The sequence below is a fragment of the Catenulispora acidiphila DSM 44928 genome (genome assembly GCF_000024025.1).
Taxonomy (GTDB): Bacteria; Actinomycetota; Actinomycetes; order Streptomycetales; family Catenulisporaceae; genus Catenulispora; species Catenulispora acidiphila.
This window is the reverse complement of sequence record NC_013131.1, coordinates 8,133,866-8,151,040: the sequence shown is the minus strand read 5'-3', so window position 1 is coordinate 8,151,040 and position 17,175 is coordinate 8,133,866. Positions and strand designations below refer to the sequence as shown.

Annotated in this window: 9 protein-coding genes; 7 read left to right on the top strand and 2 right to left on the bottom strand. The window is 72.2% G+C overall.

Translation table 11 applies throughout. The features are described from left to right. The first annotated feature begins 20 nt into the window (after positions 1-20). From CACI_RS34715 to CACI_RS34695, 5 genes are read left to right on the top strand one after another with little or no spacing between them, the layout of a single operon-like run. Positions 21-272, top strand: coding sequence for an acyl carrier protein (locus CACI_RS34715; RefSeq protein WP_015795570.1), 252 nt, complete (start codon positions 21-23; stop codon positions 270-272). Continuing rightward, positions 269-1,417, top strand: coding sequence for an acyl-CoA dehydrogenase family protein (locus CACI_RS34710; protein WP_015795569.1), 1,149 nt, complete (start codon positions 269-271; stop codon positions 1,415-1,417). Before CACI_RS34715 ends, CACI_RS34710 begins: the two co-directional genes overlap by 4 nt. Then, positions 1,414-2,550 (top strand): HAD-IIIC family phosphatase, encoded by a 1,137-nt coding sequence (locus CACI_RS34705; RefSeq protein ID WP_015795568.1) that lies wholly within the window; start codon positions 1,414-1,416, stop codon positions 2,548-2,550. The genes CACI_RS34710 and CACI_RS34705 overlap by 4 nt, the downstream gene beginning before the upstream one ends. Then, positions 2,547-3,293 (top strand): thioesterase II family protein, encoded by a 747-nt coding sequence (locus CACI_RS34700; RefSeq protein ID WP_015795567.1) that lies wholly within the window; start codon positions 2,547-2,549, stop codon positions 3,291-3,293. The genes CACI_RS34705 and CACI_RS34700 overlap by 4 nt, the downstream gene beginning before the upstream one ends. A gap of 10 nt (positions 3,294-3,303) precedes the next feature. Then, positions 3,304-3,993 carry a 4'-phosphopantetheinyl transferase family protein gene (locus CACI_RS34695; protein ID WP_049871811.1) on the top strand — a complete coding sequence of 230 codons (690 nt, stop codon included), beginning with the start codon at positions 3,304-3,306 and terminating at the stop codon, positions 3,991-3,993. On the opposite strand, the gene CACI_RS34690 is transcribed toward CACI_RS34695, so the two are convergent. Beyond that, the gene (locus CACI_RS34690) at positions 3,906-5,624 is read right to left on the bottom strand and encodes a condensation domain-containing protein (RefSeq protein WP_015795565.1); all 1,719 of its coding nucleotides are present in this window, start codon (positions 5,622-5,624) and stop codon (positions 3,906-3,908) included. The genes CACI_RS34695 and CACI_RS34690 overlap by 88 nt on opposite strands. A gap of 149 nt (positions 5,625-5,773) precedes the next feature. Here CACI_RS34690 and CACI_RS34685 point away from each other — a divergent pair, with 149 nt between their 5' ends. Then, positions 5,774-7,000, top strand: a complete 1,227-nt coding sequence (locus CACI_RS34685) for a pyridoxal-dependent decarboxylase, exosortase A system-associated (RefSeq protein WP_015795564.1) — start codon at positions 5,774-5,776, stop codon at positions 6,998-7,000. A 14-nt stretch (positions 7,001-7,014) separates the two neighbouring features. Here CACI_RS34685 and CACI_RS34680 read toward each other — a convergent pair whose 3' ends face one another. After that, a complete protein-coding gene (locus CACI_RS34680) occupies positions 7,015-8,406 on the bottom strand; it encodes a condensation domain-containing protein (protein WP_015795563.1) in 1,392 nt (463 codons plus the stop codon). Positions 8,407-8,630: 224 nt separating this feature from the next. On the opposite strand from CACI_RS34680, the gene CACI_RS34675 reads away from it, so the two are divergent. After that, positions 8,631-17,171: a type I polyketide synthase gene (locus CACI_RS34675; RefSeq protein ID WP_015795562.1), complete on the top strand. Its 8,541-nt coding sequence runs from the start codon at positions 8,631-8,633 to the stop codon at positions 17,169-17,171. Positions 17,172-17,175: the final 4 nt, after the last annotated feature.

The window sequence follows — 17,175 nt, the reverse complement described above, 5'->3', positions numbered from 1 at the left end:
GACGCCAAGGAGAAAAGGCAATGTCCGAGTCGATCCAGACCAAGAAGCAGATATCCGAGTTCATCCACGGCCGTTTCCCGCAGGCCGAGATCACCGATTCCGACGACATCTTCGCCCTCGGATTCGTGAATTCGCTGTTCGCCATGGAACTGGTGATGTTCATCGAGAAGACCTTCTCCATCACCGTCCCGAACGACGAGCTGAAGATCGACAGCTTCCGCACCGTCGAGCTGATGGCGGACCTGGTCGGCCGGCAGAAGGTGCTCGCATGACCGTCGCCGATCTCGAGCGCTCCGCGCTCGGGACGCCCGACCGCGGCTCGGCGCGGGCGTTCGTGGACAGATGGATCGTGCCGTGCGCCAACGAGTGGGACCGCGACGGCCGCATCCCGGAGGAACTGCTGGAACGCCTTGCCGCAGAAGGCTTGTGGGCGCCGTTCCTACCTCCGGAGTTCGGAGGCGCCGGCCTGGACATGGTCACGCTCGGCGCGATCCACGAGGAGGTCGGCCGCGGCTGCTCCTCCGTGCGCAGCCTGCTGACGGTGCACACCATGGCCTCCTGGGCCGTGCACCGCTGGGGCAGCCCGGAACAGCGCGAGCGCTGGCTGCCGGCGATGAGCCGCGGCGCGGTGCTCGGCGCGTTCTGCCTGTCCGAGCCCGGCGCCGGCAGCGACACCGCCGGCATCGCCACCACCGCGGTCCCGCACGCCGGCGGCTGGCGGCTGAACGGCATGAAGCGCTGGATCACCAACGGGCAGCGGGCCGACCTGCTGCTGGTGTTCGCGCGCGTCGGCACCGGCATCGCGGCGTTCCTGGTGCCGCACGACACCCCCGGCGTCAGCATGCTGCCGATCGACGGCATGCTCGGCACCCGCGCCTCGATGCTCGCCGAGATCTCCTTCCAGGACGTCGACCTGGGCCCGGACGCCCTGCTCGGGCCCAGCGGCTTCACCGCCGGCATGGTGCTCACCGGCACCCTGGACCTGGGCCGCTACAGCGTGGCGACCGGCTCGGTGGGCATCATCCAGGCCTGCGTCGACGCCTGCGCCGGGTACTCCGCCGCGCGCAAGGTCGGCGGCGCCCCGCTCTCCGAACTGCCGCAGATCCGCGCCAAGCTCTCCGACATGGTCACCGACGCCCGCGCGGCGCGGCTGCTGTGCGAGGAGGCCGGACGGCTGAAGGACGCCGGGGAGCCCTCGACCATCATGGCGACCTGGATCGCGAAGTACTTCGCCTCGACCGCCGCGGCCCGCCACGCCGCGGAGGCCGTGCAGGTCCACGGCGCCAACGGATGCAGCCCCGACTACCCGGTCGAGCGCTTCTACCGCGACGCCAAGATCATGGAGATCATCGAGGGCTCCACCGAGGTCCAGCAGCTGACCATCGCCGGCGAGGCCTTCCGGGGAGGGGTGTCGTGACCACGACCGCCGAGAGCATCGAGGCGCAGACCGCGCAGGCGATGACCAAGCCCAAGCAGGGCCGGGTCAAGTGCGTGGTCTGGGACCTGGACAACACCCTGTGGGACGGCGTCCTGCTGGAGGACGAGAACGTCGTCCTGCGCTCGGATGTGGTCGCGCAGATCCACCGGCTCGACGGCCTCGGCGTCCTGCACTCGATCGCCAGCCGCAACGACCCGCAGACCGCGCTGGCGAAGCTGGAGGCGTTCGGGCTGCGGGACATGTTCCTGCACCCGCAGATCGGCTGGGGCGCCAAATCCGAGTCCGTGGCGCACATCGCCAAGGCGCTCAACCTCGGCGTGGACGCCTTCGCCTTCGTCGACGACCAGGAATTCGAGCTCGCCGAGGTCGCGCACGTGCTGCCCGACGTGCTCTGCGTGGACGTCGCGGACCTGGCCGAGCAGCTCGCCCGGCCGGAGTTCCACCCGCGCTTCGTCACCGACGAGTCGGCCCAGCGCCGCCACATGTACCTGGCGCAGGCCACCCGCGACGACATCGAGCGCGAGTTCTCCGGCACGAACGACGAGTTCCTGGCGAGCCTGGGCATGACCTTCGTCATCGCCCCGGCCCGCACCGAGGACCTGCAGCGCGCCGAGGAACTGACGATCCGCACCAACCAGCTCAACTCCACCGGCCGCACCTACTCCTACGACGAGCTCGACGCACTGCGCGAGTCCGACGACCACCTGCTGCTGGTGGCCTCGCTGGAGGACAAGTTCGGCACGTACGGCAAGGTCGGCCTGACCTTGGTGGAGAAGGGCGAGGACGGCGTCTGGAAGCTGCTGATGCTTCTGATGTCCTGCCGAGTCATGTCCCGCGGTGTCGGTTCGGTGCTGCTGAACCATGTCATGGGACTGGCGAACGAGGCGGGCGCGGAGCTGCACGCCGACTTCGTCGAGACCGGCCGCAACCGGATGATGCAGATCACCTACGCCTTCGCCGGTTTCACCGAGATCGACCGCCAGGGCAAGCTCGCCGTGCTCAAGGCCGACATGGCGCGCCTGCAGCCGCCGGCTCCCTACGTGAAGCTGGTGACGGTCGACGAGGACGGAACCGAGCGCGTCTTCGGTCCCGGCGCGGCGGAGCGGGCATGACCACCGCCACCGACCGCTGGCTGCCGTTCCCGCGCCCAGCGGGGGCGGTCCGGCTGTACTGCGTCCCGCACGCCGGCGGCGGCGCGTCGTCCTTCCGGCCCTGGATCGGCGCCATGCCCGGCGTCGCGGTCTGCCCGCTGCAACCCCCGGCGCGCGAGGCGCGGTTCCGCGACGAGCCGATCCGCACCATGGAGCAGATGGCGACCGAGATCGCGGACGTGCTGCAGGACAGCGCCGACGGGCCGTACGCGGTGTACGGCCACAGTCTCGGCGCCCTGACCGCCTTCGAAGCGGTGCGCGAACTCCGCCGCCGGGACGCACAGATGCCGCTGCACCTGTTCGTCTCGGGCTGCCCCGCGCCGCAGGTGCGGGACAGTCTCCTGCCGAACGTCCACGAAGCCTCCGACGCCGAAGTCGTGGCGCTGCTGCGGCGCCTCGGCGGGACGCCGGAAAGCCTGCTGAACGACCCGGGCCTGCTCGGGCTGATCCTGCCGGCGATCCGCGCGGACCTGGAGGTGAAGGAGACCTACCGCTACCCCTCCGAGCCGCCGCTGGACCTGCCGCTGACCGTGCTGCACGCCGACGGCGACCCGCGCGCCGGCGCCGCTGCCACCGCGGCCTGGCGCGAGCAGGCCGGCGGGGAGTTCGTCCTGCACACCGTGGGCCAAGGGCACTTCGCAGTGTTCGAACAAGCGCGGATCACCCACAAGTACCTGCTGGAGGCCCTGACACCGTGGCTGTGACCCCGTGGCTGTGACCGCGGTCCGCCTCTGGCGCGCCGCGCTGGACCAGGACGGGGATCCGCACCGGTGGCTCAGCCACGACGAACGAGCGCGCGCCGCCCGCTATGCGAGCCCTGAGGAAGGGCGTCGCTTCGCGGTGGCGCGCGCCGTTCTGCGTTCGGTGCTGGGGGAGGCCTGCGGTCTCGCCCCGGAGGAAGTCGTGCTCGGGACCGAGGACGGCGGTCGGCCGATCATCGTGCCCTGCGATGAGCATCCGCCGCCCGACTTCAATCTGTCCCATTCGGGGCGCTGGGCGCTGATCGCCGTTGCGCCACCGGGCTTTCGCGTCGGCGTGGACCTGGAATGGGACGGTCGGGACGTGGACTGCCTGGCGATGGCCCGCACGATGTTCCAGCCCGCCGAATTCCGGCGGCTGGCGGTCCTGGACGGCGTGGCGCGGCGGCGCGAGTTCTTCCGGCTGTGGACCGCCAAAGAGGCCTACGTCAAAGCCGACGGCGCCGGGGTCGCCGGGCTGCGCGCCGTCCTGGTGGACGGCGCGACGGCCCGGTCCTCGGCGCCCTCGGCGGGCTTCCCGGCGGCGCTGCCCGTCCGCTGGTTCGCCGCCGCTCCCGGCTATCCGGCGGCGCTCGTCGTGTCCGGCGGCGGGTCGGGCGGTCCATCCGGCCCGCTCGTCCCGGCCGACCGGTTCCTCGAGAGCTGACTGGCCAGCACCCGCAACGGCGTCCCGCCGGCCAGATCGCGCAGCGTCAGACCGTCGTAGCCGCGCTCGTGCAACAGGTCCAAGACGCGTGGCAGCCGCAGCACCCGGCCGCCGTTCGGGACGTAGGCGGAGTCCAGATCGAGCATGTCGGCACACACTCCGATCGCCCGGCCGATGGCGCCGCGCAGTTCCAGCAGCGTCTCGGCGTCGACCGATTCCCCGGCGGCGATGTCCGCCGCCTCGTGCGTCTTGTCCGGCCAGTGGTCCTGCGCGGCCGCCGCCGGCTTGCCGAAGTCCATCAGGGCTTTGATTTCGCTGATCCGCAGATCCGTCCCCGGCTCGGCCAGGGCCAGCAGCGCCGCCTCGTAGCCGCGCAGGAAGTGTTCGACGGTCTCGGCGTCCATCACCGCGCCGGAGGCTTGCAGATTCACCGAGACCGCGTCGCGCAGCTCGGTGATCCGCAGATACGTGTCCGACCCGAACGCGGCCCACGCGGTCGGCGCCGGATTGCGGACGAACGTCGTGCGCTTCACCCCCGCCTCGTGGGCTGCGTGACTCAGGAAGTTGAGTTCCGAGCCGACCCGCAGGTCCCGGCTGCGGATCGCGCCGGCGCAGGCCAGGATCTCCAGCATCTCGTCGTAGCCGAGCGCGGAGTGGTCCCGGACCGCCTCGGTCTGTTCGGCGACCCGGCGCAGCAGTTCGGAGAAACAGGGATCGTCCCGGCCGTCCACGATCATCAGCAGCGGTGAGAACCGGCACGTCAGCACGTCGCTGAAGGCGTCCTCGCCGCGGTTGCCGTGGAAGTTCCAGTGCGGGACCAGCCAGTCGCCGGTGTAGGCGGCGGTCAGCGCGGTGAACAGCGCGACGTGCACCAGCGAGGGCCACAGACCGGCCCGGTCCGCCAGCTGCCGACTGGCGGCCAGGGCGGCGGGGGAGGTCAGCGTGGCGGCGCTCGGAGCCGCCGGGCTGTCGCTGCGGCGCCGGGCGAACAGATCAGAGCTCAGCCGCGCCGCCTGCTCCCGCCAGAACTCCGCGGCCTGCTCGTGCCGGTCCTGGAACCCGGTCTCGCTCTCGTGCCCGACCAGGTGCAGCGGCTGGTAGCGGACCGGCTCCAGACTGGCCGGGCGGCGGGTGGCCAGCGCCGTGCCGAGCACCTCCAGCTCCCGCTCGAAGCGGTCCACGCTCCAGGCGTCGAAGGCCATGTGGTTCATCACCACCACCAGCTGGCGCGGCGCGCCGCCCTCGGTGATGACACACGCCCGCAGCGGCCAGTCGGCGGCCAGGTCGAACGGCGCCGTGGACAGCTCCCGGACCACGGCGGCCGGCGGCGGCGTGCCGTCCTGCTCGACCGTGGCCTGCACCAGCCGGACCGGGCCGGCCGGGTGCACGCGCTGCCACGGATCGGCGTCGGCGTCGTGGTGGTAGGTGGTCCGCAGCGCCTCGTGCCGGCGCACCAGATGGCCCAGCGCCGTGCGGATCTGCGGCACGGACAGTCCCGGCGGCAGCGGGAAGCGGGTGACGATGTGCGCGTCGTGGCGCGCCTCGGCGGGGAGCTGGTGGTGCCGCAGCCAGATGTAGCGCTGGCCCAGACCCAGCGCCGCGGTCTTCGTGTCCTGGGTCGTCCCGGTCACCGGCGGGCACCCCCGCGTCGCGCTTGCATGGTAAGACGATCCCCGCCCGCCCGGCCCGGGACAATGGGCGTTCGGTGTCAGCTTCCTGACGCCGTTACCGGCCATCCGCGCGCATTGACCCGCGGCGCCGGGGTTCGGACAGTGGCGGTATGACCCTGACCCAAGCCCTCGCCGCGCGCTTCGGCCGGGCCGGCGGCGCGCTCGCCGTCGGCGGCGTCCCGGTGGAGCGCCTGGCCGCCCGCGTCGGCGCCACGCCGTTCTTCGCCTACGACCGCGGCCTCCTGGCCGACCGGCTCGCCGCCGTCCGGCACGCGCTGCCGGCCGGCGTCCACCTGAGCTATGCCGTGAAGGCCAACCCGATGCCGGCGCTGCTGCACCACCTGAGCGCTCTGGTCGACGGCTTCGACGTCGCCTCGGGTCTGGAGCTGCGCGCCGCGCTGGACACCCCGGTGCGCCCGGAGAAGGTGAGCTTCGCCGGGCCCGGCAAGACCGTCGCCGAGATCCGCCAAGCGGTGGCCTCCGGGGTCACCGTCGAGCTGGAATCAGAGCTCGAACTCACCCGGGTCCGGGCGGCTGCCGCCGAGATCGGTGTCGCGGCGCGCGTCGCGGTCCGGGTGAACCCCGATTTCGCCGTGCGCGGCTCGGGGATGCGGCTCGGCGGAGGTCCGCAGCAGTTCGGCGTGGACTCCGAACGCGTGCCGGATCTGCTGCGCCTGATGGCGGGGGAGGACCTGGAGTTCCAGGGCTTCCACATCTTCGCCGGCTCGCAGAATCTGCGCGCCGAGGAGATCTGCGAGGCACAGCGCCGCACCGTCGATCTGGTCGTCGCACTCGCCGAGCACGCGCCCTCGCCGGTGCGTTACGTCAACGTCGGCGGCGGCTTCGGCATCCCCTACACCGCTCGGGACACCGCGCTGGACCTGGCGCCGATCGGGGAGAACCTGGCGAAGCTGACCGACGTGGTCGCCGCCGCGCTGCCCGGCGCGCGGATCGCGGTCGAGTTGGGCCGGTATCTGGTCGGCGAGGCCGGTGTGTACGTCACGCGGGTGCTGGACCGCAAGGAGTCACGCGGCAAAGTGTTCCTGGTCGTCGACGGCGGACTGCACCACCAGCTCGCGGCGTCGGGCAACTTCGGACAGACGATCCGCCGCAACTACCCGCTCGCGGTGGCGAATCGGATCGACGAGACCGCCGCGGGCAAGGTGTCAGTGGTCGGATGCCTCTGCACGCCGCTGGACCTGCTCGGCGACGACGTCGACCTCCCGGCGGCGGACGTCGGGGACCTGATCGTGCTGTTCCAAGCCGGCGCCTACGGTCTGACGGCCAGTCCGACCGCCTTCCTCAGCCATCCCGCGCCGGTGGAAGTACTGGTCTAGAGGGCTCGGCTGGTCTAGAGGGCGGGGAACAGCGCCGCGTCGGGTGCGGCGGGGGTCCACAGGTCCTTGAGTCCGCTCTCCGGAGCGGACACCGCCTGCTGGACGCCGAACGCGATCGTGCGCAGCATGCCGGTCAGCGCCTCGGCGTCCGCGACGTCGGGATCGGTGCGCAGCTGGATGCTGGTCCGACCGTCCTGCGCGGTCACCCGGACGTCGAAGGGCTGCCCGTACTCGCGAGGCCGCTCGGTCCAGACCAACTCCGCCGGGGCGGTGTCGGCCGGATCGAGGATCCGGTCGTCGAAGGGCAGGTAGTTGAACCACGCCGGGAACAGGCGGTTGTACCAGCCGTCGGCCGGTGCGGCGGATTCGGTCGCCAGCGCGGCGATCCGGTCGACGTCGTAGCAGGAGTACCGATACGCCTTGGCACTGGCCCAATGCGCCCGCTTGACGTGCTCGCCGAGCGTCCCGGCGCGGTCGACCGGCAGCGCGACCGGGATGAGCTGGTTCAGCGTGCCGACCACATGGCGCTGGTCCGGCGCGAACCGGTTGTTCGACATCAGGCTGACGACGGTGCCCTCGGTCCCGAGGCGCTCCGCGAGCGCGGCGGTGACCAGTGCGAGCAGCACGGCCGGCACGGTGACCGCGTGCTGCCGCGCCGCCTCGGCGGCGAGCGCGGTGAGCCGGTGCGAGTGCAGGACCGCCTGGACGCGCGGCTTGGTCTGGCCGGTGCTCAGCGTCGGCAGGGCGTCCAGGAAGCCGGCCGGCGCCTCGGCGAGCACGCCGCGCCAGTACTTCTCCGCCGCCGCCTGCCTGCTCTGCCACTTCTCAGCATGCTGCGTCGCCGACAGATCCCGTTGCGACGCCCCGGCATCGAGGTCGGCCTCGGGGTCCTCGACCAGGACGCGGAAGCGGCGCTCCAGCTCGATCATCGACCAGACGTCCACGATCAGGTGTGAGAACGCCAGCGAGAGGAACATCGGCGCGCCGTCGGTGGTCACCAGCGTGCCGCGCCAGCAGGGACCGCCGGTCATCGGGATCTCTTGCGCGGCCTGGGTCTCGGTGGTGCGGATCGGGTCGCCGAAGTCGGTGATCTGCCGGTCGGCGACCGCTATGGCGCCCGGCAGCCCGGTCGCGGCGTCGATACCGCAGCGGCTCTCGTCCTCCAGCGGATGCACGTGCTGCGCCGGGACGCCGTCCGAGCCGGCCGAGTAGCTGGTGCGCAAGGGCTCGTGCAGCTCGACGAGGCGGCACAGCGCGGCGGCCAGCCGCTCGGATGTCAGGCCTCGGAGATCCCACGTCGCCGACAGGTTCGCCTCGGCGCGCCACAGCGGCGGGTAGGACTCCACCTCGCGCCAGCTGTAGAGCTGACCGTGGCTCAGCGGTGTGGTCGGCACGGAGTTCGGCATACGGCCATTGCCGCAAGGCCCGGCGACGATCGCAAGGTGATGACGATGGCAGATTGCGGCGGCCGTTAGTTGCCATCGCGCGGGGCCCGGTATTCGTTGACTGCGCGCCCATCGCCAATTGATCCTCGTTCTCGGAACTCCCGGACCGGCGATTACGCCGCGGCCATTTTTCGAAGCCTTCCGGGAGGGCGAATCGCGATTCCTCCTTTCAAGGTGGCGTGGGCATGGCAGATGTGGTTGTGGAACCGGTCGCCGTGATCGGTCTGGCGTGCCGGCTGCCCGGCGCGGACGGACCGGACGCGCTGTGGCGGCTGCTGCGCGCCGGAGGCGACGCGGTGACCGAGGCTCCCGAGGAGCGCTGGCCGAGCGCCGCGCTGCCGGACTTCCGCTTCGGCGGCTTCGTTGACGGCGTTGACCGCTTCGACGCCGCCTTCTTCGGCATCTCCCCGCACGAAGCCGCGGCGATGGACCCCCAACAGCGCCTCGCGCTGGAACTGGCGTGGGAGGCGCTGGAGAACGCCCGGCTCGTGCCCGGCGACCTGGCCGGCGCCCCGGTCGGAGTGTTCCTCGGCGCGATCGCCTCCGACTACGCCGTGCTCGCCGGCCGGAACGACCCCGCCGCGCAGGGCGCGCACTCCTACACCGGCGCGCACCGCGCGATGATCGCGAACCGCGTCTCCTACGCCCTGCAACTGCGCGGCCCGAGCCTGACCCTGGACGCCGGACAGTCCTCCTCGCTGCTCGCGGTCCGGCAGGCGTGCCAGAGCCTGGCCGCCGGAGAATCGACGGTCGCGCTGGCCGGCGGCGTGAACCTGAATCTGCTTGCTGAGACGACCGCCGCGATCGCCGGATTCGGCGCGCTGTCGCCGACCGGCCGATGTCGCGTCTTCGACGCCGCCGCGGACGGCTATGTCCGCGGCGAGGGCGGCGCGATGGTGGTCCTCAAGCCGCTGGCCGCCGCCCGCCGCGACGGCGACCCGGTGCTGGCCGTGGTGCTCGGCGGCGCGGTCAACAACGACGGCGGGGGCGAGGGGCTGACCGTCCCGCGCGCCGAGGCCCAGCGCGAAGTCGTCGAGCTGGCGTGCCGCGAGGCCGGGGTGCGCCCGGGCGAGGTGCAGTACGTCGAACTGCACGGGACCGGCACGCGCGTCGGCGACCCCGTCGAGGCTGCGGCGCTCGGCGCCGCCCTCGGCGGCGCGCACCGCACGGCAGAGCGTCCGCTGCTGGTCGGCTCGGTGAAGACGAACATCGGACACTTGGAAGGCGCGGCGGGGATCGCCGGGCTGGTCAAGGTGGTGCTCAGCCTGCGCCATCGCGAGCTGCCCGCGAGCCTGCACTTCCGGACTCCGAACCCTGACATCCCGCTGGACGAGCTGCGGCTTCACGTCGTTCAGGAGACGACGCCGTGGCCGGTGTCGGACTCCGAGCGGGGGGCGCTCGCCGGGATCAGTTCTGTCGGCATGGGCGGTACCAACTGCCACCTGGTGCTCGGCGCTGCTCCGGACGATGTCGCGGTGCCGATACAGGACTCTGCTTTGCCGTGGGTGGTTTCCGCTCGATCGCCGGAGGCGTTGCGCGGACAGGCTGCCGCTCTGGTTTCGGCTGTCACCGCTGACGTCGATGCCGAGGCTGACGCTGATGCCGATGCCGACGGCGCTGACCCGGCGCTCGCCTTGCTGCGGACCCGCAGCCGTTTCGAATACCGCGCGGTCATCGACGCCGCCGGTACCGGCGCTCGCGCCGACCGACTCGGTGCCCTGACCTCCCTCGCCGACGGCATGCCGGACGGCACGGTCATCCTGGGCACCGCGACCCGCGGCAAGCGCGCGTTCGTCTTCCCCGGCCAGGGCTCGCAGTGGATCGGCATGGCCGTCGCCCTGCTCGACACCGAGCCGGTGTTCGCGGCGCGGATCGCCGAGTGCGAGGCCGCCCTGCGGCTGTTCGTCGACTACGAACTCACCGACGTGCTGCGCGGCGCCCCGGACGCACCCGACTTCGACCGCGTGGACGTCGTCCAGCCCGCGCTGTGGGCCGTGATGGTGGCGCTGGCCGAGCTGTGGCGCTCGCGCGGCGTGCAGCCGGATCTGGTCATCGGCCACTCGCAGGGCGAGATCGCCGCCGCCACGGTCGTCGGTGCGCTGTCGCTGACGGACGGCGCGCGCGTCGTCGCCTTGCGCAGTAAGGCGATCACCCGGCTCGCCGGAGCCGGCGGGATGCTGTCGGTCGCCGCGCCGCTGGAGGTCGTGCGGGCCGCTCTGACGCCCGAAGCCACCGTCGCCGCCGTCAACGGACCGCGCTCGGTCGTCGTCTCCGGCCCGGTCGGCGTGCTGGAGACGCTGCAGACCGCCTTCGAGGACGCCGGTCACCGCGCGAAGCTGGTCCCGGTCGACTACGCCTCGCACTCCGAAGCCGTCGAGGCGATCCGCGAGGAGCTGCTGGAGGTGCTGGCGCCGGTCAGCCCGCGCTCCTGCGCGACTGAGTTCGTGTCCTGCGTCACCGGGCAGCCGATCGACACCGCCGAGCTCGACGCCGAGTACTGGTACCGCAATCTGCGACTGCCGGTGCGCTTCGCCGACGCCGCACGGCACGCGCTCGACGAGGGCGTGGCGCTGTTCGTCGAGTGCAGCGCGCATCCGGTGCTGACCGGCGCGTTGGAGGAGTCGGTTGAGGCAGCCGAGCGGACCGCTGCGGTCGTCGGGACCTTGCAGCGCGGCGTCGGGGGTCCGGACCGGTTCCGGCAGGCGCTGGCCGAGGCGTACGTCGCCGGGGCTCCCGTGGACTGGACCGGAGCGCTGGACGTGCGGTCGAACCAGCTCGCCGAGCTGCCGACGTATGCCTTCCAGCGTAAGCGGTATTGGCTCGCGGAGACCGCCACGGCTTCGATCTCCGACGCATCGCGTCCGGCAGCTGCGCTGGCTGCCCCCACACCTGTCGCTGCTCTTGCCGCGTCAATCGAGACCGCTGTCACCGATCGTCGAGCCCTGCGAAACCTGGTCATCGCGACGACCGCCGACGTGCTCGGCCACAGCGACGCCTCCGCCGTCCGTCCGGACTGGCGGTTCAAGGAACTCGGCGTCGACTCCGCAGCCTCGGTACAGCTGCGCAACCGGCTGCGCGCCGCGACCGGACTGGCGCTGCCGACCGGCGTGCTCTTCGACTACCCGAGTCCTGACCAGCTCGCGGACCGCATGTGGACGCTTTCGCAGGGTGCTGACCCAGCATCCGATTCCGGTGCCCGAAGCGTCGTTGAGGACCCCGACCCGATCGTCATCGTCGGCATGGGCTGCCGCTACCCCGGCGGGATCGCCTCGCCGGAGGACCTGTGGCAGCTGGTCGTCGCCGGTGGCGAAGCGGTGTCCGACTTCCCCGCCGATCGCGGCTGGGACTTCGAGGCACTGTTCGCCGAGGGCGGCGAGGTGTCCGGGACCAGCTCCACGCGCCGCGGCGGTTTCCTGCGCGACGCCGACAAGTTCGACGCGGCCTTCTTCGGCATCTCCCCGCGAGAGGCCGCGGCGATGGACCCGCAGCAGCGGCTCATGCTCGAGGTCTGCTGGGAGGCGGCCGAGCGCGCCGGACTGGACGCCGAGGCGTTGCGCGGCAGCCGGACCGGCGTCTTCGTCGGCGCGATGGCGCCGGACTACGGACCCCGGCTGCACCTGCCGAGCGCCGGCGCCGACGGCCACCTGCTCACCGGCATGGCGCTGAGCGTGGTCTCCGGCCGGATCGCCTACAGCCTCGGGCTCACCGGCCCGGCGCTGACCATCGACACCGCGTGCTCCTCCTCGCTGGTCGCGATGCACTTGGCGGCGCAGGCGCTGCGCCGCGGCGAGTGTGACATGGCGTTGGCCGGCGGCGTCACGGTGATGGCGACCGCCGGGATGTTCGTGGAGTTCAGCCGGCAAGGCGGGCTGTCGCAGGACGGTCGCTGCAAGGCGTTCTCCGCCGAAGCGGACGGCACCGGCTGGGCCGAGGGCGCCGGCGTGATCCTGCTGGAGCGGCTGTCGGACGCACGGCGCGCCGGACACCCGGTGCTCGCCGTCCTGCGCGGCTCTGCGGTGAACCAGGACGGCCACAGCAACGGGCTGACCGCACCGAGCGGTCCGGCACAGGAGCGCGTCATCCGCGCGGCGCTCGCCGACGCCGGTTTGGCCGCCACCGATGTGGACGCGGTCGAGGCGCACGGTACCGGTACCCGCCTCGGCGACCCGATCGAGGCCGAGGCGCTGCTCGCCGCGTATGGCGCGGACCGCCCCGCCGACCGTCCGCTGTGGCTGGGCTCGGTGAAGACGAACATCGGCCACACCCAGGCTGCCGCCGGGACCGCCGGGGTGATCAAGATGGTCGAGGCGCTGCGGCACGGCATGCTGCCCCGCACCCTGCACGCCGACCACCCGACCGGTCATGTGGACTGGAGCCGGGGGACAGTCAGGCTGCTGACAGAGCCGGTCGAGCTGCCGGTGGAGCAGATGGCGCGAGCTGCCGTGTCCTCCTTCGGGATCAGCGGCACCAATGCGCACGTGATCATCGAGCGCGCGCCGGAGCTCGAAGCAGAGCACGAAGTCGCTGCGGCGACCCCGCTCGTGTGGGTCTTCTCCGCACGGACTGCTTCCGCGCTCCGCAACCAGGCGACACGGCTGCGCACCTTCGCTGCCGACGCCTCCGCCTCGGACCTCCTCGCCACCGGACCGACGCTGGCTCTGCGGACCGCGATGGAACACCGCGCCGTCGTTGTCGCCCAGGACCGTGACGAACTGCTCGCCGCGCTGGACGCCCTCGCCGAGGGCCGTCCGCATCCGGCGACGGTGCAGGGCACGGCGTCCGGCGACGTTCGGCCGGTGTTCGTCTTCCCCGGCCAGGGATCGCAGTGGGCTGGGATGGCCCTGGAACTGCTGACCTGGAACGCCGACTTCCGCGCTGCCTTCGAACTCTGCGACGCCGCCCTGGCTCCGTACACCGGCTGGTCCGTCGCCGACGTCCTGGCCGGTCGCGACGGCGCGCCGGCGCTCGAGGGCTCTGACGTGATCCAGCCGACGCTGTTCGCGGTCATGGTCTCGCTGGCGGCGCTGTGGCGGTCGGCGGGTGTCGAGCCCGCAGCCGTCATCGGGCATTCGCAGGGCGAGATCACCGCGGCGTGCGTCGCCGGCGCGCTCGACCTGCCCGACGCGGCGCGGATCGTCGCGCTGCGCAGCAAAGCCCTGATGAAGCTGACCGGGACCGGTGCGCTGGTCGCCGTTTCCCTTCCCGCAGAACAGGTTCGCGAGCTGTTGGGACCATGGGAGGGACGGCTGTGGGTCGCGATCCTCAGCGGACCCTCCGGGACTGTGGTCGGCGGCGACCCGGACGCGTGTGAGGAGTTCGCCGCCTCCCTCGGGTCCGGCGTGCAGGCACGGCGGGTCGCGATCGACTACGCCGCGCACACCCCGCACATCGAGGCGCTGCGCGAGGATCTGCTCTCCGCGCTGGCCGGTGTCGAGCCGCGCGCGACGGACGTGGCGTTCTGCTCCTCGGCCGAGGGCCGGTTCGTCGCCGCCGACGCGCTGACCGCCGAGTACTGGTACCTCGGGCTGCGCAACCCCGTGCAGTTCGAGCAGGCGATCCGGCAGTTCGGCGACTGGGACGGCACGCCGCTGTTCGTCGAGTCCAGCCCGCATCCGGTGCTGATCGGCAACGTTCAGGACACGCTGCGCACGGCGGAGATGGCCGGGGACGCCTTCGGGACGCTGCGTCGCAACGACGGCGGTCCGCGGCGGTTCCTGCTGGCGGCCGCGCAGGCGTACGTCGCGGGCGCGCCGGTGAACTGGCGTGCGGTGCTGGGGACGGCGTCGCATCAGGTCGTCCCGCCGACGTATCCCTTTGAGCACCAGCGATTCTGGATCGAGGGATCGCCGAGCCGAGCCGCCGCCGGACACCCGCTCATCGACACCACGGTGCGCCTGGCCGAGGGCGACGGACTCGTGCTGAGCGGTCGGCTCTCGACGGCTGCCACGCCGTGGCTCGCCGACCACGCGGTCGATGGCAATGTCCTGCTTCCCGGCACGGCTTTCGTGGAGATGGCGCTCCAGGCGGCTGCGGCTGCCGGAAGCGGCGGGATCGACGAGCTGATGCTGGCGGCGCCGGTCGTGCTGAGCGACGGCGAAGCGGTGGAGGTGCAGCTGACGGTCGGCGCCCCCGATGAGCGCGGTCGACGGCCGCTCGGCGTCTACACGCGGCAGGCTTCCGGCGACGAGGACGCGTGGACCCGCAACGCCACAGCCACGCTGCTCGCCGATACCGAACCACTGGTCGCGTCGTGGGAAGCGCCGGCTGATGATGCCAGCGAGACGAACCTCGACGGTGTCTACGACTGGCTGTCCGACCACGGTTACGAATACGGGCCCTCCTTCCAGGGACTGCTGCGGGTCGTCGCGACCGAGGGCGCGCGCTTCATCGACGTCGCGCTGCCCGAAGCGGTGCGAGCCGACGCCGGGCGGTTCATGCTGCATCCGGCGCTGCTCGACGCGGTCCTGCATCCGCTGGTGCGCGACAGCGTCGGCGAGGACGACATGCTGGTGCTGCCGTTCGCCTTCAGCGGCGTGCGGGTCGCGGCGCGGGGCGCCGAGGCGCTGAGCGTCCGGGTCACGGAGCTGGGCGCCGATCGGGTGGCGCTGGTCGCCTTCGACAGCGCGGGACAGCCGGTGCTCGGCGTCGAGGAGCTGACGCTCCGCCGCGTGCCGCGTCGGCAGGCCGCGAGCGGTCCGGTCTCGTACACGCTCGCCTGGAACGAGTTCACCGTCCCCGAGGTCGAGCCTGCGGGGCAGCGGGTCGCGGTGGTCGGCACGGACGCCGCCGCCGACGAGCTGCGCGCCGCGCTGGCCGCGCTCGGCGCGGAGGCGACGCTCAGCTACGACCTGCCCTCGCTGCCGGACATGACGGCGGGTCAGGTCCCTGAGACGGTGTTCGTGCCGTACCGGCCGGACGTCGATCCGTTCGACCTGCCGTACTCGGTGCACGAGGGGTTGTACCAGGTTCTGGACCTGATCCAGGGCTGGGTCGCCGATGAGCGGTTCGCGGGCAGTCGCCTGGTCTTCACCACCTCTGGTGCGATCGACGGGACGGACGACGGCCTTGCCGCCGCGCCGTTGTGGGGTCTGGTGCGCTCGGCGCAGACCGAGCATCCCGGTCGCTTCGCGATCATCGACATCGCCGTCGACGTCGCCGATGCCACCGACGCGCAGACCTGGCGCTCGGCGCTCGGAGCTCTCGCCACCGGTCGCTCGCAGCTGGTGATCCGGGACGGGATCGTGCGGGTGCCGCGCCTGGTCCGTGCCGACGTCACGACCGAGGCGAGCGTTGATCTCCCTGACCTGCCTGACATCCCTGACCTCACCACGGGAACCGTCCTCATCACCGGCGGCACCGGCGGTCTTGGCGCACTTGTGGCTCGCCGCCTGATCGAATCGCACGGCGTTCGGCATCTCCTGCTCGCCTCCCGGCGCGGCGCCGCAGCCCCGGGCGCCGCCGGGTTGGAGACCGAGCTGACCGCTCTCGGCGCGTCTGTGACCATCGCAGCCTGCGATGTCTCCTCGCGTCCTTCGGTCGCCGCGCTGCTCGACACGATCCCCGCGGACCAGCCGCTCGCCTGCGTCGTGCACACCGCCGGTGTCCTGGACGACGCCCCGGTCGCCGCGCTGTCCACCGCGCACCTCGACGAGGCGCTGGCAGCCAAGGCCGACGGCGCCTGGCATCTGCACGAACTCACCGAGAAGACCGCACCGGGCGCCATGTTCGTGCTCTTCTCCTCGGTCGCCGGGACGGTCGGTACCGCCGGGCAGGGCAACTACGCCGCAGCCAACAGTTTCCTCGACACGCTCGCTGCGGCACGCCATCGTCAGGGGCGTCCGGCGGTGTCGGTCGTGTGGGGGCTGTGGGCCGACCACACCGGCATGACCGGCACGCTCACCGACGCTGATTTGGCGCGTCTGGCTCGTACCGGAGTCGCTCCGTTGCCGACGGATCAGGGCCTTGAGTACTTCGACAGTGCTCTGCGATCGGATGATGCGCTGACCGTCGCTGCCCGCTGGGATCTGGCGGCGCTGCGAGCGCGAGTCGATGGCGGCGGCGCCGTGCCGGAGATCTTCGACGGTCTTGTCCGCACCACGCGCCGTGCACCGGCTCCGACCGCCGCCGCAGCCTCCGCCCCGCGTGCACCAGGCAACGCCTCGGCGCCCGCCGCCGGATCGCAGAGCATGTGGACGTCCCGGCTCGCCGGTCTGTCCCAGTCCGAAGGCGTCAAGCTGCTGGCCGGGCTGGTCCGTGCGCACGCTGCCGCAGTCCTCGGCCACGCCTCCGCCGACGCCGTGGACGCCGACCGCGCGTTCACGGAACTCGGCTTCGACTCCCTGACCGCCGTGGAACTGCGCAACCGCGTGGATTCCGAGACCGGCTTGCGGATGCCGGCGTCCATGGCGTTCGACTACCCGACGGTCGCCGCGCTGGCCGCGTTCCTGCACACCGAACTCGCCCCGGCGCAGTCCTCACCGGAGGACACGCTGCGCGAGGCACTGGAACACGTCCAGGCCGTGCTCCCCGATACCGACGAGTCCACCCGCACCAAACTCGTCGCCCTGCTGCGCAGCGGCCTGGACCGGCTCGGTCCGGCGAGCGCCGCCGCCGAGCAGGCGCCGGCCACCCCGGCCGACGCCGTTCTGGACCCGGCCGCCGAGGCCACCGACGAGGAGATCTTCGCGTACATCGACCGGCAGTTCTCCGAACCGCCCCGGGTCTGAAGCG